The 22926-nt window shown below is 60.8% G+C and carries 20 protein-coding genes, 1 tRNA gene and 2 pseudogenes; 9 read left to right on the top strand and 14 right to left on the bottom strand.

Translation table 11 applies throughout. The features are described from left to right. Positions 1-297: 297 nt before the first annotated feature. Complete coding sequence (locus CWE01_RS27580; protein WP_100943719.1) at positions 298-1770, bottom strand: aldehyde dehydrogenase; 1473 nt, start codon at positions 1768-1770, stop codon at positions 298-300. A 242-nt stretch (positions 1771-2012) separates the two neighbouring features. On the opposite strand from CWE01_RS27580, the gene CWE01_RS27575 reads away from it, so the two are divergent. After that, the gene (locus tag CWE01_RS27575; RefSeq protein ID WP_100943718.1) at positions 2013-2870 is read left to right on the top strand and encodes a GNAT family N-acetyltransferase; all 858 of its coding nucleotides are present in this window, start codon (positions 2013-2015) and stop codon (positions 2868-2870) included. 65 nt (positions 2871-2935) lie between these two features. Next, positions 2936-3649 (top strand): cupin domain-containing protein, encoded by a 714-nt coding sequence (locus CWE01_RS27570; protein WP_100943717.1) that lies wholly within the window; start codon positions 2936-2938, stop codon positions 3647-3649. Between the two features lie 31 nt (positions 3650-3680). Here the strand turns inward: CWE01_RS27570 and CWE01_RS27565 are convergent, their stop codons facing one another. Then, positions 3681-4463 carry an SDR family NAD(P)-dependent oxidoreductase gene (locus tag CWE01_RS27565; protein ID WP_100943716.1) on the bottom strand — a complete coding sequence of 261 codons (783 nt, stop codon included), beginning with the start codon at positions 4461-4463 and terminating at the stop codon, positions 3681-3683. A gap of 138 nt (positions 4464-4601) precedes the next feature. On the opposite strand from CWE01_RS27565, the gene CWE01_RS27560 reads away from it, so the two are divergent. Continuing rightward, entirely contained in the window at positions 4602-5750 is a 1149-nt protein-coding gene (locus tag CWE01_RS27560) for an aldose epimerase family protein (protein ID WP_100943715.1), read from the top strand. Between the two features lie 82 nt (positions 5751-5832). On the opposite strand, the gene araH is transcribed toward CWE01_RS27560, so the two are convergent. The 6 genes from araH to CWE01_RS27530 form a co-directional block, all read right to left on the bottom strand. Further along, positions 5833-6801, bottom strand: coding sequence for an L-arabinose ABC transporter permease AraH (araH, locus tag CWE01_RS27555; protein WP_100943714.1), 969 nt, complete (start codon positions 6799-6801; stop codon positions 5833-5835). A gap of 9 nt (positions 6802-6810) precedes the next feature. Then, positions 6811-8352 carry an L-arabinose ABC transporter ATP-binding protein AraG gene (gene araG, locus CWE01_RS27550; RefSeq protein ID WP_100943713.1) on the bottom strand — a complete coding sequence of 514 codons (1542 nt, stop codon included), beginning with the start codon at positions 8350-8352 and terminating at the stop codon, positions 6811-6813. 63 nt (positions 8353-8415) lie between these two features. Then, positions 8416-9420 carry a substrate-binding domain-containing protein gene (locus tag CWE01_RS27545; protein WP_100943712.1) on the bottom strand — a complete coding sequence of 335 codons (1005 nt, stop codon included), beginning with the start codon at positions 9418-9420 and terminating at the stop codon, positions 8416-8418. Positions 9421-9487: 67 nt separating this feature from the next. Continuing rightward, entirely contained in the window at positions 9488-11068 is a 1581-nt protein-coding gene (locus CWE01_RS27540) for an aldehyde dehydrogenase (NADP(+)) (RefSeq protein ID WP_100943711.1), read from the bottom strand. A gap of 10 nt (positions 11069-11078) precedes the next feature. Further along, a complete protein-coding gene (gene araD1, locus CWE01_RS27535) occupies positions 11079-12071 on the bottom strand; it encodes an AraD1 family protein (protein ID WP_100943710.1) in 993 nt (330 codons plus the stop codon). A gap of 21 nt (positions 12072-12092) precedes the next feature. Next, positions 12093-13415: an MFS transporter gene (locus tag CWE01_RS27530; protein WP_100943709.1), complete on the bottom strand. Its 1323-nt coding sequence runs from the start codon at positions 13413-13415 to the stop codon at positions 12093-12095. 190 nt (positions 13416-13605) lie between these two features. Between CWE01_RS27530 and CWE01_RS27525 the strand changes: the two genes are divergently transcribed. The 3 genes and pseudogenes from CWE01_RS27525 to CWE01_RS33985 form a co-directional block, all read left to right on the top strand. Next, on the top strand, positions 13606-15342 hold the full coding sequence (locus CWE01_RS27525; protein ID WP_100943708.1) for an IlvD/Edd family dehydratase: 1737 nt from the start codon (positions 13606-13608) through the stop codon (positions 15340-15342). Between the two features lie 47 nt (positions 15343-15389). Next, positions 15390-16112, top strand: a complete 723-nt coding sequence (locus tag CWE01_RS27520) for a FadR/GntR family transcriptional regulator (RefSeq protein ID WP_100943707.1) — start codon at positions 15390-15392, stop codon at positions 16110-16112. A 156-nt stretch (positions 16113-16268) separates the two neighbouring features. Further along, a pseudogene (locus CWE01_RS33985) lies at positions 16269-16463 on the top strand (hypothetical protein); the annotation flags it as partial. Between the two features lie 216 nt (positions 16464-16679). Here CWE01_RS33985 and CWE01_RS27510 read toward each other — a convergent pair. Next, complete coding sequence (locus tag CWE01_RS27510) at positions 16680-16844, bottom strand: metallothionein (protein ID WP_100943706.1); 165 nt, start codon at positions 16842-16844, stop codon at positions 16680-16682. Positions 16845-17092: 248 nt separating this feature from the next. Here CWE01_RS27510 and CWE01_RS27505 point away from each other — a divergent pair, with 248 nt between their 5' ends. From CWE01_RS27505 to CWE01_RS27490, 3 genes and pseudogenes are all read left to right on the top strand, one after another. Beyond that, positions 17093-17854, top strand: a complete 762-nt coding sequence (locus CWE01_RS27505) for an SDR family NAD(P)-dependent oxidoreductase (RefSeq protein WP_100943705.1) — start codon at positions 17093-17095, stop codon at positions 17852-17854. 632 nt (positions 17855-18486) lie between these two features. Beyond that, positions 18487-18777, top strand: a complete 291-nt coding sequence (locus tag CWE01_RS27495) for a type II toxin-antitoxin system ParD family antitoxin (protein WP_100943869.1) — start codon at positions 18487-18489, stop codon at positions 18775-18777. Positions 18778-18779: 2 nt separating this feature from the next. Beyond that, positions 18780-19124 (top strand): annotated as a pseudogene (locus tag CWE01_RS27490) (type II toxin-antitoxin system RelE/ParE family toxin); the annotation flags it as partial. A 102-nt stretch (positions 19125-19226) separates the two neighbouring features. On the opposite strand, the gene CWE01_RS27485 reads toward CWE01_RS27490, so the two are convergent. The 5 genes from CWE01_RS27485 to phnL form a co-directional block, all read right to left on the bottom strand. After that, positions 19227-19313 (bottom strand) — tRNA-Leu (locus CWE01_RS27485). A gap of 422 nt (positions 19314-19735) precedes the next feature. Beyond that, positions 19736-20485, bottom strand: coding sequence for a phosphonate metabolism protein PhnP (gene phnP, locus CWE01_RS27480; RefSeq protein WP_100943703.1), 750 nt, complete (start codon positions 20483-20485; stop codon positions 19736-19738). Then, complete coding sequence (phnN, locus tag CWE01_RS27475; protein WP_100943702.1) at positions 20476-21045, bottom strand: phosphonate metabolism protein/1,5-bisphosphokinase (PRPP-forming) PhnN; 570 nt, start codon at positions 21043-21045, stop codon at positions 20476-20478. Before phnN ends, phnP begins: the two co-directional genes overlap by 10 nt. Further along, positions 21045-22190: an alpha-D-ribose 1-methylphosphonate 5-triphosphate diphosphatase gene (locus tag CWE01_RS27470; RefSeq protein WP_100943701.1), complete on the bottom strand. Its 1146-nt coding sequence runs from the start codon at positions 22188-22190 to the stop codon at positions 21045-21047. The genes phnN and CWE01_RS27470 overlap by 1 nt, the downstream gene beginning before the upstream one ends. Next, positions 22180-22899, bottom strand: a complete 720-nt coding sequence (gene phnL / locus CWE01_RS27465) for a phosphonate C-P lyase system protein PhnL (protein ID WP_100943868.1) — start codon at positions 22897-22899, stop codon at positions 22180-22182. The genes CWE01_RS27470 and phnL overlap by 11 nt, the downstream gene beginning before the upstream one ends. Between the last annotated feature and the right edge of the window lie 27 nt (positions 22900-22926).

The following is a 22926-nucleotide window of genomic DNA, read 5'->3' as shown; positions in this document are numbered from 1 at the left end:
GATGCAACGCTGCAGCACATCGTCATTACAACACCGTGAAATCAGCAGATGGCGTTAAAAGCGACCTCCGCTCAATACAAACCACCGTTTTAGCACCTCCCCTCAGCAGACTTTGCGGGTCGCTCCAGCCTTGGGCAAACCCCGTATTCATGCGCTCTTATGGACCTTTATAGCCCTACCGGGCCTCAATGCGCACTGAACCGCCGCAGAACCTGCGCCGCGCCGAACGAAAACGGGCGCTTCCCTGAGGAAGCGCCCGTTCAAGGGTGCATTCGAGCGTTTTTTGAGGGTAGCCGATCAACCGGCGATATCGATCAGCACACTCTTGAAGCGCAAATTGGCCTCGAACGCTTCGCGCCCCAGGTCCTTGCCGATACCGGAACGTTTGTAGCCGCCGGTCGGCAGGATGTAGTCATTACTGCGTCCATAACGGTTGACCCATACGGTCCCCGCTTCCAGGCGCCGGACCAGGCGCAAGGCGCGATTGAGATCGGCGGTGTGCACACCCGCCGCCAGGCCGTAGGTAGCATGTGCTGCCAGGCTCAGCGCCTGCTCTTCATCATCGAAGGCCTGCACCGTCAACACCGGGCCAAAGATCTCTTCGCAGACCGCCGGGTTCTGGCTATCCAGGCCGGTCAGCAAGGTCGGCTGGTAATAAGCGCCCCCCAGGCCTTCGAAGAGCCCGCCGCCGGTGAGCACTTGCGCACCGGCCTGACACGAGCGCTGGACGATGCCATCGATGCGACTGGCTTGCAGGCGGGAAATGATCGGCGACAGCGTGCTCTCGGGCGACCAGGTCGGACCAGGACGCAGTTCCTCGAAATACGCCTGCAAGTGGGCAATGAAGGGTTCCATGATCGAGCGCTGGATCAACAACCGGGAACCGGACACGCACACCTGCCCGGCATTTCCGGTAATGGCCAGGGCCACCGTGCGAGCGGTCTTGGCGATATCCGGCACATCGGCGAAGACCAGTTGCGGGCTCTTGCCACCGAGTTCCAGGGTGACCGGTTTCGGACCGACCAGCGCGCAGGTGGACATGATGCTCGAGCCAGTCGCGGTGGAACCGGTAAAGGTCACCTTGCCCACCCGTGGATGACGACACAAGGCGTCGCCGGTGATCCGGCCATCGCCCTGGATCACATTGAAAATCCCCGCCGGCATGCCCGCCTGCACTGCCAGCTCGGCAAAGCGCAGACTGGAGAACGGCGTCAGTTCCGACGGTTTGAGGACCACGGCATTACCGGCCGCCAATGCCGGGGCGACTTTCCAGGAGGCCATGCTCAAGGGGAAATTCCACGGTGCAATGGCGGCAATCACCCCGTAGGGTTCGGCGATCTGCATGCCCAGCCGGTCGGTCTGGGTGGCGGCAACCTGGCCACCGTGCTTGTCCGCCAACTCGGCAAAAAAACGAATGCCCTCGGCGACGTAGGGAATATCCCAGGCGATCACATCTTTATGGGGACGGGTCGACCCCACTGCTTCCAGGGGCGCCAGGACCGCGGTATCGGCTTCGATCAGATCGGCCCAGCGACGCATGACCCGCGCCCGCTCCCGAGGCGGGCGACTGGCCCAATCGCTGCCATGAAAAGCCTGCCAGGCCGCATCGACGGCTTCATCCACCAGGTCGGCATCGGCGATCGGCAACTGGGCATAGACCTGACCATCCGACGGTCGCACAACCTCCAGCCCCGGTTGCGCATCGCGGTATTGGCCAGAAATGAAATGAGCGCTGCGCACAGCGATAAGGCGAGGATCGAAGCTATCCATGGAGCACTCCAGAAAGGGGCCGGCGAGTCGTGAACCCAGGCCTCCATCGTAGAAAAAAAGCGCAAGCATTTGCTGCCGACCTTGCGGTGCAATTAAGTAGTAAGTGTGGTCTGTCGACCTTGGGCGCGGGGAATCTGCCGAATGTTCCAGCCCCCCTTGCCAGGCCTTCGCACAGATGGGATACAGGCACCCTCGCAGCGCAAAACCGATCGCTCGTGCACACCGCTTAACGGAGACTCACCATGTCCGCCCCGCAACCTGTTGCTTATGTCTATCGCCCGATGACGGCCGCCGATCTGCCCTCGGCCCATGCCTTGTCCGTGCAACTGAAATGGCCCCATCGCCTGGACGACTGGGCCATGTTGCAGCGGGTCAGCGACGGTTTCGTGGTGCTGGATGGCGAGCGTCTGATCGGCACGGCCTTCGCCTGCCCGCAAGGCGCGTTCGCCACCATCGGCCTGGTGATCGTCAGCGACGACTATCAGGGTCAGGGCATCGGGCGCCGGTTGATGGAAAAGGCCCTCGACGCCTGCCAGTCGCGCACCCCGATGCTGAACGCCACCTTGGCCGGTGCGCCGCTGTACACCAGCCAGGGTTTTATCGAGTTCGGCCGGATTCAACAGCATCAGGGCCAGGCCCATGGGCCCGCCCCCGAGCCGTTGGCAGAGGGTGAAGTGTGTCGCCCGCTGCACGGGGCCGAACAGGCTCGTCAGCTGGCGCTGGCCAACGCGGCCAGCGGGCTGGAGCGCAACACCGTGCTTACGGACCTGCAGGATGTGGTCGAACATTCGGTGGGCATCGAGCGCGACGGTCAGTTGCGCGCCTTTGCCCTGCTGCGTCCATTTGGCCGCGGTCGTTGCATCGGCCCGGTGGTCGCGGAAAATCCCGAACAGGCCAAACACCTGATCGCCGCGTTGCTGGCCCAGGTGCCGGACGCCTTCGTACGCATCGACATTCCGGCGGACAGTGGCCTGAGCGAGTGGCTGATATCGGCCGGCCTCAAGCAGGTCGACACCGTGGCACAAATGGCACGGGGTACTCCGCCGAAAGCGGTCGACGGCGTCCGACAGTTCGCCCTCGTCACCCAAGCCATTGGTTGACCACCGCGCCCGCAGAAAACGCCGCTATCCCCCCTCAACCGCCCATTTCCAGGGAGCGTCACCGCATGTCTCAACCTACCGTTCTGCTCCTGGCTCGCGCCGATGGCAGCCGTGTCACCACGCCTTTCAACACGACGCCCCTGAGCGCAGCAGATCCATTCGGGGAACATCGTCAGGTCGCCTATACCGGGGCCGACGGTATCTGCGCAGGGATTGTGAGCACGGGCCAGGCACTCGATATCGAGGTTTTTCCGCACACTGAAATGATCGTGATCCACGCCGGCAACATCGTGCTGCAATCCCAAGGACAGACGCTGAAACTGGGCATCGGCGCAAGTGCCGTGATCGGCCGCGGTACAACGCTGCGGCTGCTGGCGCAACCCGATACCCGCTGGGCATTCTGTGCCGTCATCGGCGCCACTGCCGAACCGATACCCGGCCTGACAGCGCTGGATCCGCGAGCGCTGCTCTCGCCTTCGGCCGCACCGGAAACCCAGATACTGATCGGGCCCACCCCGCAGTGCCGCTCAGGCAATGCCTTCGAAGACGCCAGCACCGACCTGCGCGTCGGCGTCTGGGACTCGACCCCCTACGAACGCCAGGGTCGAGCGCACAAACTCAATGAGCTGATGCACCTGATTGAAGGCAGTGTCACCTTGCAGGAAGCCGATGGTACGAGCCTGACGGTCAACACCGGTGACACGGTGTTCGTACCGCAAGGCGCGCCGTGCGCGTGGAAAAGCACCGGGTATGTACGCAAGTTCTATGGGGTGAAATAAACCCCTGGCGCAACGCGGATGACACCCTGACTTAAACCCATCCCCCATCCACGATAAAATTCTGCGCGGAACACATCACCGACACATCCGATGCCAAGAACAGCGCCATATTGGCGATATGCTCGGGCTCGACACTGCCCGGCAGGCACTGGCTGCGGGCGATCAGCTCCCTGGCCGCGTCATCCACCCACATAGTCAGTTGTTTTTCGGTCATCACCCAGCCCGGCACGAGGGTATTCACACGGATACGACTGGGCCCCAGTTCACGTGCCAGGGCTCGGGTCATGCCATGGGCGGCAGCCTTGCTGGCGGCATACACCGGGTATCCACTGGAAGCCATCATCCAGCCCACGGAACCCAGGTTGATAATCGCCCCGCTCCCGACTTCCTTCATCATCGGCGCCACGGCCTTGGCGGCAAAAAAGGCGTGCTTGAGGTTGACGGAGATCAGCCTGTCGAAGGTTTGCGAATCGACTTCATCCAGGGTGTGGCGAACGTCATTGGCGGCATTGTTCACCAGCACATTGATGGGGCCCAAGGTCTGGGCGAAACGGCCTATGGCGGCTTCATAGGCGATCTCGTCGGTGATATCGCAATGGCCGAACTCGACGTTATGACCCTCGGCACGCAACAGCGCCTCCAAGCGTTCGCCCTGGGCTTGTGCCCGGTCGACGAAAGCGACCTTGGCACCCTGGCGCGCAAAAGCGCGGACCATGGATTCACCAATGCCCGAAGCACCCCCGGAAATCAGCACGGTTTTATCTTGCAGATCCGGGTATGAGGCTGGGCGGCCAGGTGAGGGTTGAGTATTCATATGGCGGTCACTCCGATCTTATTTAGTCTTATTTTATATTGCTAATGCTGAGTATTTGTCTATAAATAAACCGTATTTTCGGTTTAAAAAATACAATAGTCTAACTATTTAACAAAAAACAAAAAAGGTAGCTCAGTCATGCGGCAATCCCCACACCTGCTTTCCGGCATTGGTCTCTCGTTGGTGATGTCCAGCTTCTGCGTCCAGGCAGATGGCCTGTCCAGCGAACATAAACCCTTCGGCAAAACCAACGACGGCACCACCGTTGAGCAATACGTGTTGCGCAACAGCCATGGCGTGCAAGCCACGGTCATCACCTACGGCGGCGTGTTGCAGTCATTGAAAGTGCCGGACAAACACGGCAAGTTCGACGACGTGGTACTGGGCTTTGACAACGTCCAGGGTTATCAGAGCGGCACGGCGTTCTTCGGCGCCACCATCGGCCGCTTTGGCAATCGCCTGGCGGGCGGTGCCTTCGAACTGGACGGCAAGCGTTACCAGGTGCCACTCAACGATGGCCCGAACTCGCTGCACGGCGGCGCCCAAGGCTTTGACAAGCACGTGTGGAAAGCCAAGTCCGTGAAAAGCAAGGATTCGGTAGGTGTCACCCTGGTCTACCTGTCCAAGGACGGTGAAATGGGCTTTCCCGGCAACCTGACGACCGAGGTCACTTACAGTCTCAACGACAAGAACGAACTGCACATCGACTACAAGGCCAGCACCGATAAGCCCACGGTGCTGAACCTCACCAACCACAGCTACTTCAACCTTGCCGGTGCCGGTAACGGCGATGTACTCAAACAGCTCGCCACCCTGCACGCCAGCCACTACACGCCAGTCAACGGCACCTTGATTCCCACCGGTGAACTCGCCCCTGTCGCTGGCACGCCCATGGATTTCCTGAAACCCACCGCCATCGGCGAACACATCAAGGACGACCACGCCCAGCTCAAATTCGCCGAACCGAAACAGGGTGGCTTTGACTTCAACTGGGTGCTGGACACCCAGGGTGACATCAGCAAACTGGCCGCCGACGTACGCGACCCGGAGTCCGGGCGCCGTTTGCAGCTCTACACCAGCGAGCCCGGTGTGCAGTTCTACACCAGCAATTTCCTCGATGGATCGGTCAAGGGCAAGGCTGGCAAGACCTACAACCATTGGGGTGCGTTTACCCTGGAAACCCAGCACTTTCCCGATGCACCAAACCAGCCGGGCTTCGCTTCAACACGCTTGGACCCGGGTCAGACTTATATCCAGAAGACGGTGCTGAAGTTCTCCGCCAATTGAGCCTGAACCCGAGAGCCTGAGCCTGTGGGGGCCGTCGAGCTTTAGCGAGACGGCTCCTGCAATGTCGGTGGTGAGACAACGATCAACGCTGTTTCATACGGTCGATCACCACGGCCATCAACAGGATCGAACCGCGGATCACATATTGGTAGAAGGTGTCGATGTTCTTCAGGTTCATCGCATTCTCGATGATCGCCAGAATCAGCACCCCGGCAATCACGTGGCGGATCATGCCGATCCCGCCGCTCAACGACACCCCGCCCAGCACACAGGCAGAGATCACCGTCAGTTCAAAACCCTGGCCAATCATCGGCTGGCCGGAAGTCATGCGCGAGGCCAGGATCACTCCCGCCAGGGCGCCGATCAGACCGTGCACGGCGAAGATGATGATCTTGGTGCGATCGACGTTGACCCCGGCCAGCAACGCGGCTTCCGGGTTGCCGCCAATAGCCATGGTGTTGCGGCCATAGGTGGTGTAGTTGAGCAACCAGCCGAAAAACAGGAAGCAGGCCAGGGTGATCAGGATCGGTACCGGTACGCCCAGCAGTTGGCCATTGCCGAAGATAAAGAACTGATCCTGGGAGACACCGACCGCCTTGCCTTCGGCGAAAATATAAGCCAGGCCGCGCACGATCTGCATGGTCGCCAGGGTGGTGATCAAGGCGTTGACCCGTAGCTTGGCGATCACGATGCCATTGATCAGTCCGACGACCAGGCCCATCAGCAGTGCCGCGCCGACGCCGAGCAGCACGCTGTCGGTGTCGCGCATCACAATGGCCGCCACCACGCCGGCGCAGGCAATCACCGAGCCCACGGACAAATCGAAATGCCCGGACGCCAGGCAATACAGCATGGTGCAGGCGGCAATCCCGGTGGTGGAAATTGCCAGCCCCAAGCCGCGCATGTTCAGCGGCGAGAGGAAGTTGTCGATCAGCAAGGCGCAGAACACGAAAATCCCCACCGCCGCCAGCAACATCGCCCAATTGTCGAGCAGGCTGCGCAGGTCCAGGGGTTTGCGCGCCATCGGCAGCGCGTTGTCTTGGGTGGTCATAGTTACCTCTCAGTTCACCAGGCCGTCGGCGCGTTGGCGCGGCAAAGCCAGTTGCAGCAGGTTGGATTCAGTGGCGTGCTCGCGGCGTTGCTCGCCACGCAGCGCGCCTTCGCACAGCACCAGGATACGGTCGGAAATGCCCATGACTTCCATCAGGTCGCTGGACACCACGATCACCGCGATACCGCTGGCCGCCAGGTTATGGATGATCTGGTAGATCTCGGCCTTGGCCCCGATATCGATGCCCCGGGTCGGCTCATCGAGCAGCAGCACTTTCATCGGCATCGACAGCCAGCGGCCCAAAATGGCCTTCTGCTGATTGCCGCCGGACAGGTACATGATTTTCTGCGCCGCGTTGGGGGTTTTGACTTTCAGCGCCTTGATCTGCTTGTCGGCGTTGCTCTTCTCCCAGCTGTCGCGCAACAACCAGCCGAAGCCCGAATGCGCGCCACGGGCACTGATATTGATGTTTTCAGCCACGCTCGACAGCGCAATGATGCCCTCCTTCTTGCGATCTTCAGGGCACAACAGCACGCCACCGGCAATGGCATTGCGCGGTGAGCGCAACAGCAGCTTTTGCCCATACAGTTCCAGATGCCCGGCGCTACTGCGTTCCAACCCGCTGAGCAAGCGCAGCAGCTCGGTGCGCCCGGCGCCGACCAGCCCGAACAGGCCGAGAATCTCGCCTTTGTGCACCTGGAAGCTGACCGGCTCACGCAAGCCCGGTCCGAGCAGACCGTCGACCTTGAGGGCCACTGCACCGTGCTCGCGTGGACGGTAGTCGTAGATGTCTTCGATATCGCGCCCGACCATGCACGTGACGAGTTGATCGTGGGTCAGCGTGCCCATGTCCTCGAACGTGCGCACGTAGCGCCCGTCCTTGAACACTGTCACCGCATTGCAGATGCGGAACACCTCTTCCATGCGATGGGACACGTACAGCACCACTTTGCCCTCGTCCCGCAGGCGCCCGATGATCGCCATCAAACGATCGATTTCCCGCGCGGACAAACTGCTGGTGGGCTCGTCGAAAGCAATCACGTGGGCGCCACGGGACAGTGCCTTGGCGATTTCCACCAGTTGGCGCTGGCCCAGGGACAGACGGCCGAGCTTCTCCTCGGGGTCGATCTCATCGGCCAGGCCCTTGAGGCAGGCAAGCGCCTGCTGACGCAGCAGGCGATGGTTGACCACGCCGAAACGCGCAGGTAAATGCCCGAGGAACAGGTTTTCCGCGACGGTCATTTCCGGCACCAGATGCAATTCCTGGTGGATCACCGCGATACCGCTGGCAATGCTGTCGGCGGCGCATTTGAATGCCATGGTTTGCTCGCCGATCTGTACGGTGCCGCTGGTGGGGATGTAGGCGCCACCGAGGATCTTGAGCAGCGTCGACTTGCCCGCGCCGTTCTCGCCCATCAGGGCATGCACCTGACCCGGATGGGCGGTGAAGCTGATGCCATCGAGTGCCTTGACCCCGGGAAAGGTCTTGACGATACCGCTGAAGCACAAGCTGGCACCGGCAGTGTGTTGTTCATTCAGTTGCGCATGCATAACCACCTCATCACAGCCATCAGACGGTCCGGTTACCGGGACCGCCAAGGAAAGCGAGCCGCCTTATTTCCACAGGCCGATCTTTTCCAGTTCCGGCTTGAAGTTGTCACGGGTGATCAGCGTCACTTCATCCATCGCGGTGTATTTCGGCGGTTCCTTACCGGCAGTGACCCACTCGTACATCATCTGCGCGGTTTTATAGCCCTCGATGTGCGGGCTGGGCAGCATCGATCCGTAGAAACCGCTGTTGGCTTTCTTCAATTCTCCGATGGCGTCGGTGCCGTTGATGCCGATACCGATCACGTTGGCCGCGGCAAACCCGGCGCTTTCAGTGGCGCGCACGCCGCCGAGCACGGTGTTGTCGTTCATGCCGCCGATGATCAGGTTTTTCGCGCCACGGGGCAGCTTGACCAGGGCCGAGTTGGTGGCGTCCATGCTGCCGGGTACGTCCAGGGTCTTGAGGGCCGCAGTCAGGACGTGGTCTTTGGGAATGCCGGCTTCTTCCAGGGATTTGATCGAGCCGTCGGTACGTTTTTTACCCGTGTCGAGTTCGTTATAGGTGGTGATCACCGCGTAGGTGTCTTTCCAGTCCCAGCCGCGCTTTTTCGCTTCGGCGGCCATGGCGGCACCCTGCTTCTGTCCCACTTCGAACGCAGCCATGCCCAGGTACGGCACGTCCTCCATGAAGCCGCCCTTGGCGTCGACGAAGCGATCATCCACGGCGATCACTTTCATACCGTTGGCCTTGGCCTTGGCCACGATGGCCGGGCCGAGGGACACGTCCGGTGGGCAGATGACGAAACCCTTGGCGCCGTTGGCGGCCAGACTGTCGATGGCCGACAGGGTTTTCTCGCCATCCGGCACGGCGATTTTGATCACTGTGAACCCCAGGTCCTTGCCGGCTTTTTCGGCGAACGCCCACTCGGTCTGGAACCAGGGTTCTTCGGGCTGTTTGACCAGGAAGCCGATCTTCACTTCTTCAGCGGCCAGCAACAGCCCGCTCAAGCTCATGGCCGAGACCGCCACGGCGGCGCAGCACAGGGAACGGATACCACGACGACTATTCATACGATGACTCCTTGTTGTTTTTTTGAGAGTACGTAGTACAGCGGTGAAGCCCGGACCTTATCCGGCATTACAACGGGTCGCGCGACGGCATGCCGTCCACCAGCCGCTGAATGCGCAACGGGTTGGCATTTTTCAACGCGTCCGGAAGCAGGCCATCGGGGTAGTTCTGGAAGCACACCGGGCGCAGGAAACGGTCGATGGCCAGGGTCCCGACCGAGGTGCCCCGAGCATCGGACGTCGCCGGATAGGGCCCGCCGTGGACCATCGAATCGCAGACCTCGACACCGGTCGGATAGCCGTTGAGCAAGATGCGGCCGACTTTCTGCTCCAGCAGAGGCGTCAGCCCGGCGAACTGTTCAAGGTCAGCCGTCTCGCCAATGATCGTCGCCGTGAGTTGGCCGTGCAGGCCGCTCAGCGCGGCGCTGAGTTGCACCTGGTCGGCGACTTCGACGAACACGGTGGTCGGGCCGAAGACCTCTTCCTGCAGCACCTCATCACCGTCGATCAGTAAATGGGCATCGGCCTTGAACAATTGTGGCTGCGCCTGATTTCCCGCTTGAGCGCTACCGGCCAAGTGTTGGATACCCGGGTGCGCCAGCAGTTTTTCCAAGCCCTTGCCATAACTGCTCAAGGTGCCGGCATTGAGCATGGTTTGCGCCGGTTGATCGCCCATCAGCCGCGCGACCTGCTGGGTGAACGCGGTGAATGACGGCGAGGCAATACCGATCACCAGGCCGGGGTTGGTACAGAACTGACCGCAGCCTTGCACCACCGAGGCGGTCAGGTCGCGGGCGATCGTTTCCGCCCGCGCATGCAGTGCCTGGGGCAAGACGATGACCGGGTTGATACTCGACATCTCGGCAAACACCGGGATCGGTTGTGGACGTGCCGCCGCCATGTCGCACAAGGCACGTCCGCCCTTGAGCGAACCGGTGAAGCCCACCGCCTGGATCGCCGGGTGCTTGACCAGCGCTTCACCGACCCCGCCACCGAAGATCATATTGAACACACCTTCCGGCATACCGGTGGCCTGTGCCGCACGAATGATTGCATCGGCGACCTGCTCAGCCGTCGCCATATGACCGCCATGGGCCTTGAATACCACCGGACATCCCGCCGCCAGCGCCGCAGCGGTGTCGCCGCCCGCCGTGGAAAACGCCAGGGGGAAGTTGCTGGCGCCAAACACCGCCACCGGCCCCAGACCGATGCGGTATTGACGCAGGTCCGGACGCGGCAGCGGTTGGCGATCAGGCAATGCCCTGTCTATGCGCGCAGCGTAGAAATCGCCGCGACGCAGCACCGTGGCAAACAGGCGCATCTGTCCGCTGGTACGGCCGCGCTCGCCTTTGATGCGGGCGGCAGGCAATGCGGTTTCGCGGCAGACCAGCTCGACGAAATCATCCCCCAGCGCGTCCAGCTCGTCGGCCACCGCCTCCAGGAACTGCGCGCGGCGCTGCGCACTCAAGGCGCGGTAAGCCGGGTAAGCCGCGGCGGCGGCCTTGGCGGCGGCATCGACTTCTTGCGGGGTTGCCTGGTAGAAATCATGGGGCAAGGCCTCACCGCTGCTGGCATCGACGCTGTGCAACTTGACGGTGCCGTTGGCGCTGCGCTGGCCGCCGATATAGTTGTGGCCTGAAAACCGGGTCATGGTGATTTCCTTAAAGAGTGACGACGTTACCGGGCTCGAACACCGCGTCGGCGTTGCCGACACCATTGATCAACGGCGCACCGAACTCGGCCTGGCTGATCTCGAACACATCGCCTGGCTGGGTACGTATACCGTCGGCGAATGACAGGGTCGCGGTGCCGAAGAAGTGGATATGCACATCGCCGGGCGTGAGGAACTGGCTGTACTTGAAATGGTGATATTCGAGGTTTTCCAGGCTATGGCACATGTTGGCCTCGCCACTGAGGAATTCGTTTTCCCAGATCACCTCACCGTTACGCAGGATACGGCTGGTGCCGGCCAGGTGCCGGGGCAACTCCCCCACCCGCAGCTCCGGACCATAGCTGCAACTGCGCAACTTGGAGTGGGCCAGGTACAGGTAATTCTTGCGTTCCATCACGTGATCGGAGAATTCGTTGCCCACCGCAAACCCCAGGCGATACGGCTTGCGATCATGGCCGATGACATACAGGCCGCCGATCTCCGGCTCCTCGCCGGCGTCTTCGGCAAACGGCGGCACCGGGAATGGCTGACCAGGGCGCACCACGATGCTGCCATCCCCCTTGTAGAACCATTCCGGTTGGACACCCGCCTGGCCGGACGCCGGTTTACCGCCCTCCACGCCCCATTTGAAAATGCGCATGGTGTCGGTCATCGCCCTGTCATCACCGGCCTGCTGATGCATCTTGTCCCGCGCCGAGGCACTGCCCAGGTGAGTCAGTCCGGTGCCACTGACCAACATATGGGCCGGGTCCGGGTGATCCAGCGGGGGCAGGATTTTCAGGTCAGCCAACAGCTCAGCGTAGTCATGGCTATCACCCAAGCCAAGGCTTTGCACCTGCTGCTGCAAATTGACGCCCGCCTCGATGGCGGCCAACGCCAGCTCGCGCACACTGTGCGCGGTTTGCACTTCACGTAATGTGCTGCCTTCAACCACGCCTACCCGACGCTCACCGTTACGCAATTCGAACTGAACCAAACGCATGTGTCTTCTCCTGATAGTCGATTAAGTACGCGTGGCGCTGCGGGCGCTGGCGGCAAATGAGTCGGCCGGCAGCAGATGCTTGCGCTCCAGCACGCGGTAGACCACGCCGGTCAGCAGCAGCCCGAACACCATCACCCCGGAAAGGAAATACAACCCGGAGGCCAGGTTGCCGGTGTACTCCTTGAGCGCACCGATCACGAATGGGCCGATATAGCCGCCCAGGTTGCCCACCGAGTTGATCAACGCAATGCCCGCCGCCGCGCTGGCACCGGCGAAAAACCGCCCCGGTAGCGTCCAGAACACCGCCGTGCAGGAAAACAGCGCAAACGCCACCAGGCACAGCGCCGCCAGTTGCAGCACCGGCACATTCAGCCAGGCGCTGAGGAACAGGCCGGCCGCACCCAACACGTAAAGCACCGCCAGGTGACCGTAACGATCATTCAAGCGATCGGAACTGCGGGGAATGATCAACAGCCCGATGATGCCGAAGACATAGGGCACCGCTGAAACGAAACCAGTGGTCAGGTCACTGCCGCCAAACTGCTTGATCAAGGTCGGCAGCCACAGGCCCAGGCCGTAAATGCTCAGCGTCACCGGCAGGTAGAACAACGCCAGCAGCAACAGGCGGTGGTCTTTCAGGGCGTGCAGCGGGTTGCCGTGGCGGGTCTGGCCATAGGCCTGCAAGTCCTTGTTCAGCTCGCCGGCCAACCAGGTTTTTTCGTCCTCGCTCATCCATTTGACCTGCTTCGGGCCGTCCGGCAGATGGCGCAACACCGGCCAGGTCAGCAGAAGCGCCGGTGTGCCGATGACGATGAACAGCCACTGCCAGCCGTGCAGGCCAAGAAAGCCGTCCATCCCCAACAGGCCGCCTGAGACAGGGCCGGTGATCATCATCGCGATGGGTTGGGACAGGATAAACAGACCGAGGATCTTGCCGCGATGACGTACCGGGAACCATTGGGTGATGTAGTAGAGCACCCCCGGGAAAAACCCGGCTTCCGCCGCGCCGAGCAAAAAGCGCATCACATGGAAACTGTACGGCCCTTGAACGAACGCCGTGCCGAGGGTGATGGCGCCCCAGGTCAGCATGATCCGTGCGAACCAGCGCCGTGCGCCGAAGCGGTCAAGCATCAGGTTGCTCGGAATTTCAAACAGAAAGTAGCCAATAAAGAACAGACCAGCACCCAGGCCATACGCCGCGTCACCGATGCCAACGTCGGCGCCCATGTGCAACTTGGCGAAACCCACGGCCGAGCGATCCACATAGGCGATCAGGTACAGCAGGATCAGGAAGGGGATCAGTTTCAGCGTGATACGACGTATAAGCCGCGATTCCTGGCTCATGGATCGATCTCCGATTGTTATTTTTATAGAAGCTCGGGGGACGCCTCCCGTGGAAATCCACCAGGGTCGTACCTCATCTGAAAACGACTATATAGTAGTACTATTTACTAAACAACGCTTCCAAACAGAAGATTTTACGCTTATGTTTGCTGAACGAAGAACATATAGTCATACAATAAGAGAAGTCGTCATGTCTGATAAAAAGCCCGGCCTACGCTCTGCCCAGTGGTTTGGTACCGCCGATAAAAACGGCTTCATGTATCGCAGTTGGATGAAAAATCAGGGCATTGCCGACCATCAGTTCCACGGCAAGCCGATCATCGGGATCTGTAACACCTGGTCGGAACTGACCCCCTGCAACGCGCATTTCCGTCAGATTGCCGAGCACGTCAAACGTGGGGTGATCGAGGCCGGCGGCTTTCCCGTGGAGTTCCCGGTGTTCTCCAACGGCGAATCGAACCTGCGTCCCACCGCCATGCTCACCCGCAACCTGGCGAGCATGGATGTGGAGGAAGCCATTCGCGGCAACCCCATCGACGGCGTGGTGCTGCTGACCGGCTGTGACAAGACCACCCCGGCGCTGCTGATGGGTGCGGCCAGTTGCGACGTACCCGCCATCGTGGTCACCGGCGGGCCGATGCTGAACGGCAAGCACAAGGGCCAGGACATCGGTTCGGGCACGGTGGTGTGGCAACTCAGCGAACAGGTAAAGGCCGGCACCATTACCCTGGATGACTTCCTCGCGGCCGAAGGCGGCATGTCGCGCTCGGCGGGCACCTGCAACACCATGGGCACCGCGTCGACCATGGCCTGCATGGCTGAAGCACTGGGCACTTCCCTGCCCCACAACGCGGCGATTCCGGCGGTGGATGCGCGCCGTTATGTGCTGGCGCATATGTCCGGCATGCGCGCGGTGGAGATGGTGCGCGAGGACTTGAAGCTGTCGAAGATCCTGACCAGGGAAGCGTTTGAAAACGCGATCCGCGTGAATGCGGCCATCGGTGGTTCGACCAACGCAGTGATCCACTTGAAAGCCATTGCCGGGCGCATCGGCGTCGAGCTCGACCTGGACGACTGGACCCGCATGGGGCGTGGTATACCGACCATCGTCGACCTGCAACCGTCGGGACGTTTCCTGATGGAGGAGTTCTACTACGCCGGCGGCCTGCCGGCGGTGCTGCGTCGCCTCGGTGAAGCCAACCTGATCCCGCACCCCAACGCCCTGACCGTCAACGGCAGGTCCCTGGGTGACAACACCAAAGACGCGCCGATCTACGGCCAGGACGAAGTGATCCGCACCCTCGCCAACCCGATCCGTGCAGACGGCGGCATCTGCGTACTGCGCGGCAACCTGGCACCGCTGGGTGCCGTGCTCAAGCCTTCGGCGGCCAGCCCGGAGCTGATGCAGCATCGTGGCCGCGCGGTGGTATTCGAGAACTTCGACATGTACAAGGCGCGGATCAACGACCCGGAACTGGACGTCGATGCCCATTCGATCCTGGTGATGAAGAACTGCGGGCCCAAGGGTTATCCGGGCATGGCGGAAGTCGGCAACATGGGCTTGCCAGCCAAGCTACTGGCCCAGGGAGTGACCGACATGGTGCGTATTTCCGATGCGCGCATGAGCGGCACGGCCTATGGCACGGTGGTCTTGCACGTGGCACCGGAAGCCGCGGCCGGCGGGCCCTTGGCCACAGTGCGCGAAGGCGACTGGATCGAGCTCGACTGCGCCAACGGCCGTCTGCACCTGGACATCCCGGACGCCGAACTGGCCGCGCGCATGGCGGACCTGAAGCCGCCACAGCAGGTGATCGTCGGCGGCTATCGCCAGCTGTATATCGACCATGTGCTGCAGGCTGACCAGGGCTGCGACTTCGATTTCCTGGTGGGTTGCCGCGGGGCTGAAGTCCCGCGTCATTCCCACTAATTGCGATGGTATGATGCGCGGTATTTAGCCAGAGCAACCTCCTCGTTATGGATCAGCAGTCGCCCAAGCCGCGCAAGAGCATGCACGCCCAAATCGTTCAGGACTTGGGCATGCACATCGTTTCCGGACGCTTCAAGCCGGAAGAAAGACTGCCCATGGAAGCCACGCTCTGCGAAGAGTACAAAGTCAGCCGCTCGGTGTTGCGTGAGGCGACCCGCGTACTCAGCGCCAAGGGCCTGGTGTATTCCAAGCCACGGGTGGGGGCGGTGGTACGGCCTCGCGTGAAATGGCACTTGCTCGACCCGGACGTGCTGTCCTGGCTGATGCAGTCCACGCCCCATAGCGAGTTTTTCAACACCCTGGCGGGTGTGCGCCGCATTCTCGAACCGGAAATTGCCGCCATGGCCGCGTCCACCGCGACCGACGAAGACATCACCACCATCGAAAATGCCTACCGGGGCATGGAGACGGCGCAGACCCACGAAGCTCTGCTGCAGGCTGACCTGGACTTCCACCGCGCCATTGCCGACGCCACGCGCAATGACTTGCTCGCCTATATGTGCAACATGCTGTCGTTGCCGCTGCGCGAGTCGATCAGCATCACCAACCGCCGCCCCGATATCCAGCGCCTCAGCCTGCCCCGACACAAGGCGATCCTCACCGCAATCAAGAACCGTGACGCCCTCGGTGCCCGGCATGCTTCGCTAGTGCAACTGGACGATACGCGCGTGGCGCTGGATACGGTGATGAATGTGCTGACGCCGCTATAGTCTTGCTTGTGTATGGCAGTCGCCAGTTTCACCAACGGCTCTGGCGCTATCGCATGCGCCAGAGCATGGAACGCCAAAACGAAAAAACCCGCCAGAAGGCAGGTTTTTCGGGGGTTCCAGAGAGCCTGTAAGCGCTTACGTGATTACGGGTACCCGATCCGTCAGTCAAAACATCTACATGGAAGTCAGGTTCGCCCCGCAACAAGCGAAGATACAGCGGCGATTAGCCGTGTAGTGATCGCCGCTCTGCGTGAGTCAAATTCACAGAATTATTCAGCTGACATCATCGCTCAGGTTGAGCGGAGTTTTGCGCCTGAAGCCGTCAGCGTACTGCTCGATAAGCGCAACGTTGGGATCTGGTTTTCGACCTGATGAAGGAACTTCGCGGTCACCTTTCACATGCGTATGCGCAGCTCTGCCAAACCCGGAAACTCCCTCACGGTCGTACCCATGCTGACGATCGAGCCTGATCTGTAGCGATCCCCTCTTCTGCGCGCCCTCCTCAGGCAGGCAAAAGCTCGTAGCCGTTGAATTCAACAGCCAACGCAGGTAGTAGAGATACAACCCCTACTTGGGTTTATCCGCGCAGTGGCATTTGGAGGCCGTGCAAGGTTCGCCATTCGGGTGATGATCGGCGCACGCCTGGCAGCAGTAGTGCTTGCCATGACGCACGACCGCATGCTCGCCAACCTTGCAGGTGCAGTGGGGGCAGGCGCAGGTTTGTTCATTCATGATCGGACTCCGGTTGTCGGGTGGTCGCCAAGCGTTGTGGTGCACCGTGCATGAAAAGCTGACTGACGCGATCCATCATCAGCCTCCACTTACGTCTTTGCCATGCTCTTTTGTCATTGTCTCGGGCATCGCCAAGCTCAGCAGTAACAAGCCTAGTCCATCAGCAGGGAGGTGCTACAACTCGGCGACGACTTTGCCCGCTTGGTGCTACGGTGATGGCTCTCTAGCGACCCATTCGAGATATCCATATGAAACCCGATCCGACAATCGATAACGTATTACGCGTCGCATTGGTTACAGGATCCACTTCCGGTATCGGCGCAGCCATTGCACGTGCACTGAGCCGGGCAGGCTATGCGGTGGTGCTCCATTCGCGAAATTCTGCGGAGACGGGACGCGCCATGGCTGCCGAAATGAAGCAGGCTATTTACGTGCAAGCTGATCTTGCTTTCGAAGCTGACAGGGTCAGGCTTATCAACGAGGCGATCGCCGCGTGGGGGCAGCTCGACGTATTGGTCAATAACGCCGGTATTAGCAGAGTCATTCCGCACGGCGACCTGGCCTCTGCCAGTTCGGCGGTGTGGCACGAACTTAACGAGGTTAATGTCGTGGCGCCGTTCCACCTGGTCACATTGGCCGAGTCGGCATTGCGCGATGCCGCCCTTTACCGTCGAGCAGGTAGCGTCGTCAACATCAGTTCGCATGCCGGTATCCGTCCTAAGGGCGCATCGATTCCCTATGCGGTAAGCAAAGCAGCTCTCAATCACATGACCCGCTTGCTCGCGGTATCGCTTGGGCCGGAAATTCGCGTAAACGCTGTGGCGCCTGGCTTGGTCGACACGCCTCTGACCGCAGGGTGGACAGAGGCCCAAGAGTTGTGGCGAACTCGCGCACCCATGCGCAGGGCCGCCAGCCCAGACGACATCGCAAAAGCTGTTTTAATGCTGGTCGAGTCGGACTACCTAACCGGTGAGATACTCCTGTCAGACGGAGGGTTGAATCTGACCTAGGTACCGCAAGGGTCTTCTCATCCGTTTTGCTCAGCTTACTTTTTGTCTAACGGGTGGTTACGTCCCTTACTCACCGGCACCCTGCCCAAGTCTGCCGGGTCAACACCGTCCAAGCAGCCAACGTTGTAGGCGCACCGTGACGGATCGATTCGCCTGATGTCGTTGTGAACCGGTTTGATCTCTGTCTCACCAATACGGTTGATCATCGATTTCGTCCTTGTACGGCTCGGTTGACTACGTGGTACTCGCAGATTATCGAAGCGCCAGGCTGGGCGCACTCTGATTGACCAGGGTCTCGGTTTTGCAGGGCTGCCACACATTACATACGCATCGTTCGACAAAGCCCGACTAGTCAACCAGCCAGTATCCGACGCGAATCGCAGAGCCTGATTTGTAGGCCTCTTCCCCCGCTCTGTAGCTGCACCAACGACCTGAAAAAGCTTGTAGCAGTTGGGGTTTTGACAGCCTTCTGGGGCGTTATTCATTGTGTCGGCGTGTACCGTTACCGTTTCCCTGACAAATCCTGCAAGAAACCTTCCTGCATGAATACCAGACTCAAACTAGGCATGAGCGAACGCGATGGCATAATATGCCAACATCCGCAGAGGCGTTATTTGTTCCTGGAGCACAACATGGCTACGCGAAATGTCGTTCTCACTGATCACATGGATCAGGTCATCAATGATCTGGTTGTCTCCGGCCGGTACCAGAACGCCAGCGAAGTCATGCGCGAAGGGCTTCGCCTGCTGGAGCAGCGTGAGGCTGAAGAACTGGCCAAGCTCGATGCATTGCGTCATGCCACTTCAGCAGGACTGATGGACCTGGAACGAGGTCATTTCATCGAGATTGGCGGTGACCAGTTGGGAGAGCTCCTGGCTGACATCGGTGAACGAGCGGCCCTCCCCTCTACCAAGAACCGTTGAGCATGGGAAAGTACCGCCTCTCTCATACGGCCCTCAGTGATATCGAGGATGTTCTCAGGTACTCCCAAGTACAGTTTGGCCCACAAGCCAGGATCAGGTACCAGGTGCTCATACGCACAGCCATCGAAGACCTTGCAGAAACGCCAGACAGGGTGGGTAGCAGCCCTCGAGATGAACTCTCAGAGGGACTGAGGAGCTTTCATCTGACCTGCGTACGCAAGCAGGCTGCAACGGCCACGGGCACCGTGCAGAGACCGCGGCATGTCGTTTTCTATCGATTGGCAGATGACCAGGTCATCGAGATCGTTCGGATACTGCATGACGCCATGGAGGTCAGGCAGCACCTTACGCTGGAATTGAGAGGTAGTGAGCGGCGCAAAAAAACCCGCCAGAAGGCAGGTTTTTCGAGGTATCCAGAGAACTCGTAAACGCTCTATGGAACGCAAAGATGGTGCCCGAAGCCGGAATCGAACCGGCACGCCCTTACGAGCGGGGGATTTTAAGTCCCATGCGTCTACCAGTTTCGCCATTCGGGCGGCAGCGCGGTGAAGCGGTCTACGCGGCGGTTCGTTACAAACCAGAGGGCTTGACACCCTGACGCCTGCGCGACAAGGGGACGAATATATACATCCCCACCCTACGAAGCAAGTTTGCTGACGGCAATTTTCAACGCCACACACATTTCGCAACCATCTGATTTTCAAAGAATTGCAGGGCATCGCCAGGGACCTGGCACACCTCAAGCCAGAGTGAGCCATCAAAAGCCCTCCCACCCCGCCAAGTCATTGGTTTTCCAAAGGAAATGCATCAAATTGATATCAGATTGTAATTATTTCATCATAAACGGCCGACATAATGGGCCCCAGCCAAAGGATCTGGCCCCATCCCAAGAAGCCCGCACATGCGGGCTTTTTGCTGTCTGGCCAAAAGCGCCGGGCCTCCAAGCCCACATAAAGGGCTAAAACACCCGCCCATCCCAGCCAACCGTCACGTTACCCGGCAACGCCTGACGCTGCTGCAGCAACCAGGCATCCAACGTATGCCCGACATGGGTCAACACCCCCTGCCCTGGCTTTAATTCTTCGATGCACTGCAACGCCAGCGTCAGGTCGTTGTGATTACGCGGGGCCTGGGGCTGGGGCGGCATCGAACAATCAAGCACCAGCACATCGAGCGTTTCGCGTTGCAGCCAGGCCATAGTGGCCGGCGGCAAGCCGACAGTGTCGGTGAGGTAGGCGATGCGACGCCCCTGCCCTTCGAACAGATAACCCAAGGTCGGTTTTGAGTGTTGCAGCGGCAGCGCCGTAACGCTGAGAGCACCGAAAAGCCGGGTCTCGAACTCACTGAAAGGCTGACTGAAATCAAGGATGCCGGGATGTTTGTAGAGATCGGACAAACCCTCCGGATCCACCGGCCCGTGCACCGGAATCACCAGCCCCTGGCCCCAGCGCAAATGCAGCAGGCCCTGGGCGTGATCCGCGTGGTAATGGGTCTGGAAAATGCCGTTGAAGCTTCGCGGTGGAAAGCGCTCGGTGAGGTCGGGCAAGCCGCTGTCGATCAGCCAGCGCTGGTCACCACACTCGATCAGCGCGCTACAGGGCAGACGTCGCAGGCTTTCGTCTCCGCGGGCCAGCTCGCAGGCTGCACATTCGCAACCGTAGACAGGCACTTGCCGGGCATCACCGGTGCCAAGCAAGATCAGACGCATGTGGTTTCTCCATCGAGACACATCAGCAAGCACTCGACAGTGCGTTGCAACGGGCCGGAGTTATCGATCAGGCACAGCCCCGGAACGGCCTCGGCGATCAGATCCGCATTGAAATGGGCATTGCGTGCCAGTCGCGCCTCAATTTCAACCAGGGATTCACGCCCACGCGCCAACAGGCGCTGGCGCAATACAGCCTGATCCACCGTCAGCAGCACCACCAACAACTGCGGATAACGCAAACGCGTCTGCGCCAGATGCCCACGGGAACCGTTGACCAGCACATCCTCCCCCGCCGCCAGCCAATCGTCGATATCCCGTGGAATACCGTAGGACAACCCATTGGCGTGCCAGCTCAGGGCAAACTCGCCCTGAGCCTCCAGCGCGGCGAACTGCTCCGGACTCACGCCCTCGGCCTCCTCGCCCACCGCCTCAGCCGAACGGGTGATTACCCGCCGCGCAATGCGGCAGCCACGTTCGGCCAAACGCACCCGCGCGGCATCCAGCAGGCTGTCCTTGCCCGAACCTGAAGGTCCGATGAGATAGATCAACCTGCCCGCCATCAAAACACCCTGTTCGCTTGGCGCCAGACTTGTTGCACCACCGGCAGCCCATCCCGGCACCTGGCCTGTACCAGATCCGCCCGCAGCCCAAGGGCAATTTCGCCGCGATCGCTCAAGCCGGCCGCTCGCGCCGGCGCCAGGCTGATCATCCTGACCGCCTCGGGCAGATCGCAGTGATTGTCCAGCGCCGCCAGCGAGAACGCGGCTTGCAGCAGGCTCGCCGGGTAGTAGTCACTGGAAAGTATATCCAGCAATCCCTTGGCGGCCAGGTCGGCGGCGGCCACGTTGCCCGAATGGGACCCGCCACGGACCACGTTAGGCGCGCCCATCAACACGCTCATGCCCAACCGCTGGCAGCCCCGGGCCGCTTCCAGGGTGGTGGGGAATTCAGCGATGGTCATGCCGTAGCGCGCCGACTCCTCGACATGGGCCACGGTCGCGTCGTCATGGCTGGCCACCGACAGGCCACGGGCCAGGCAATGTTCAACGATGGCGGCACGATAGCGGTCGCTGTACTCCTTCGAGTTGGCCATTTGCAGGACGATAAAGGCATCCATCGTCTCGTCGTTCAAATGGTACTTGCCCATGTAGTACTCGCGGTACTTGGATTCCAGCACGAACTGGCGCTGGCCCGGCGAATGGTCCATCACCGACACCAGTTGCACCAGCGGGTTTTCCACCAGGTCACGGAACACGCTCAGGGTATCCGGGTGGCACAGTTCGCAGCGCAGATGCAGGCGGTGTTCGGCGCGGGTCAGCCCGGCGCCTTCAGCCGCAGCGATGGCATTCAGCATCGCAGGTAGTTTCTGCATGCGATTGCCCTTGGGGTTGACGTCGCCGATGGACACCGCGTCAAACACCGTGGTGATCCCGGCGGCGATGATCTGCGCATCATGGCTGAGCACCGCCGAGATCGACGGCCAGTCCACGCCGGGGCGCGGGGTCATGTGTTTTTCCAGGTTGTCGGTGTGCAATTCCACCAGTCCCGGCAACAGGAAATCGCCGTTCAGGTCCTGGGCCTGGGGTAACTGGCTGCGGCCTTCGGCGATGTCGACGATCACCCCGTCACGCAGGACCACGGAACCTTCGATCACGCGGTCGGCCATGACCAGGCGGGCATTGCTGAGGATCTGTTCAGCGGGCATGGGCGTATTCCTCTTCGGCAACAACAGTTGGGGTCATGTCGAGGTGACGGTCGGCCACCGCTTCACGGGCGGTACGATCGTGGAAAATGCCGATCAGCGCGGCACCGCTGGCCTTGGCTTCGTTCATCAGTTCAAGCACCACCTGGCGGTTGCTGTCGTCCAGGGATGCGGTGGGTTCATCCAGCAGCATCAGCGGCCAGGCGACCATAAAGCCCCGGGCGATATTGACCCGCTGCTGCTCACCACCGGAGAAGGTCCCCGGGGCCAACTGCCAGAGGCGCTCGGGGATATTCAGGCGACTGAGCAACAGCTCGGCACGGGAACGTGCCAGGGCCTTGGACCAGCCACGGGCCAGGGCCGGCTCCATCAGCACATCCAGGCAGGCAACGCGGGGGATCACCCGCAGAAACTGGCTGACATAGCCGAGGGTCTGCTGACGCACCTGGAGAATGTCCCGGGGCGCGGCGCCCACCAGTTCCAGCCACTCACCCGCGTGCCGTACCCGGATGCTGCCGCCCGCCGGCAGATAGTTACCGTACAAGGTGCGCAGCAAGGTACTTTTGCCGGCGCCGGACTGGCCATGCAGCACCAGGCATTCGCCCGCCCGCACACTGAAATCCACCCCGCGCAGCACGTTGAGGACCACGCCGTTCTGCTGGTGCAAGGTGAAGGTTTTCAAGAGGCCACGGACCTCGATCAAGTTAGTCATCACGCTGGATTCCACTTCACGGACAAG

The organism is Pseudomonas sp. QS1027, from assembly GCF_002814235.1.
Taxonomy (GTDB): domain Bacteria; phylum Pseudomonadota; class Gammaproteobacteria; order Pseudomonadales; family Pseudomonadaceae; genus Aquipseudomonas.
This window is presented reverse-complemented; position numbering and strand designations above follow the sequence as displayed.

Excerpts from the sequence above, each read along its gene's own strand:
- CWE01_RS27520 (WP_100943707.1), top strand. The coding sequence starts at position 15,390 with ATGGATCAGCAGTCGCCCAAGCCGCGCAAGAGCATGCACGCCCAAATC.
- CWE01_RS27580 (WP_100943719.1), bottom strand. The coding sequence starts at position 1,770 with ATGGATAGCTTCGATCCTCGCCTTATCGCTGTGCGCAGCGCTCATTTC.
- phnN (WP_100943702.1), bottom strand. The coding sequence starts at position 21,045 with ATGGCGGGCAGGTTGATCTATCTCATCGGACCTTCAGGTTCGGGCAAG.
- CWE01_RS27540 (WP_100943711.1), bottom strand. The coding sequence starts at position 11,068 with ATGACCCGGTTTTCAGGCCACAACTATATCGGCGGCCAGCGCAGCGCC.
- CWE01_RS27545 (WP_100943712.1), bottom strand. The coding sequence starts at position 9,420 with ATGAATAGTCGTCGTGGTATCCGTTCCCTGTGCTGCGCCGCCGTGGCG.
- CWE01_RS27470 (WP_100943701.1), bottom strand. The coding sequence starts at position 22,190 with ATGCCCGCTGAACAGATCCTCAGCAATGCCCGCCTGGTCATGGCCGAC.
- CWE01_RS27495 (WP_100943869.1), top strand. The coding sequence starts at position 18,487 with ATGGCTACGCGAAATGTCGTTCTCACTGATCACATGGATCAGGTCATC.
- CWE01_RS27505 (WP_100943705.1), top strand. The coding sequence starts at position 17,093 with ATGAAACCCGATCCGACAATCGATAACGTATTACGCGTCGCATTGGTT.
- phnL (WP_100943868.1), bottom strand. The coding sequence starts at position 22,899 with ATGACTAACTTGATCGAGGTCCGTGGCCTCTTGAAAACCTTCACCTTG.
- CWE01_RS27510 (WP_100943706.1), bottom strand. The coding sequence starts at position 16,844 with ATGAATGAACAAACCTGCGCCTGCCCCCACTGCACCTGCAAGGTTGGC.
- phnP (WP_100943703.1), bottom strand. The coding sequence starts at position 20,485 with ATGCGTCTGATCTTGCTTGGCACCGGTGATGCCCGGCAAGTGCCTGTC.
- CWE01_RS27530 (WP_100943709.1), bottom strand. The coding sequence starts at position 13,415 with ATGAGCCAGGAATCGCGGCTTATACGTCGTATCACGCTGAAACTGATC.
- araG (WP_100943713.1), bottom strand. The coding sequence starts at position 8,352 with ATGCATGCGCAACTGAATGAACAACACACTGCCGGTGCCAGCTTGTGC.
- CWE01_RS27575 (WP_100943718.1), top strand. The coding sequence starts at position 2,013 with ATGTCCGCCCCGCAACCTGTTGCTTATGTCTATCGCCCGATGACGGCC.
- araD1 (WP_100943710.1), bottom strand. The coding sequence starts at position 12,071 with ATGCGTTTGGTTCAGTTCGAATTGCGTAACGGTGAGCGTCGGGTAGGC.
- CWE01_RS27525 (WP_100943708.1), top strand. The coding sequence starts at position 13,606 with ATGTCTGATAAAAAGCCCGGCCTACGCTCTGCCCAGTGGTTTGGTACC.
- CWE01_RS27560 (WP_100943715.1), top strand. The coding sequence starts at position 4,602 with ATGCGGCAATCCCCACACCTGCTTTCCGGCATTGGTCTCTCGTTGGTG.
- CWE01_RS27565 (WP_100943716.1), bottom strand. The coding sequence starts at position 4,463 with ATGAATACTCAACCCTCACCTGGCCGCCCAGCCTCATACCCGGATCTG.
- CWE01_RS27570 (WP_100943717.1), top strand. The coding sequence starts at position 2,936 with ATGTCTCAACCTACCGTTCTGCTCCTGGCTCGCGCCGATGGCAGCCGT.
- araH (WP_100943714.1), bottom strand. The coding sequence starts at position 6,801 with ATGACCACCCAAGACAACGCGCTGCCGATGGCGCGCAAACCCCTGGAC.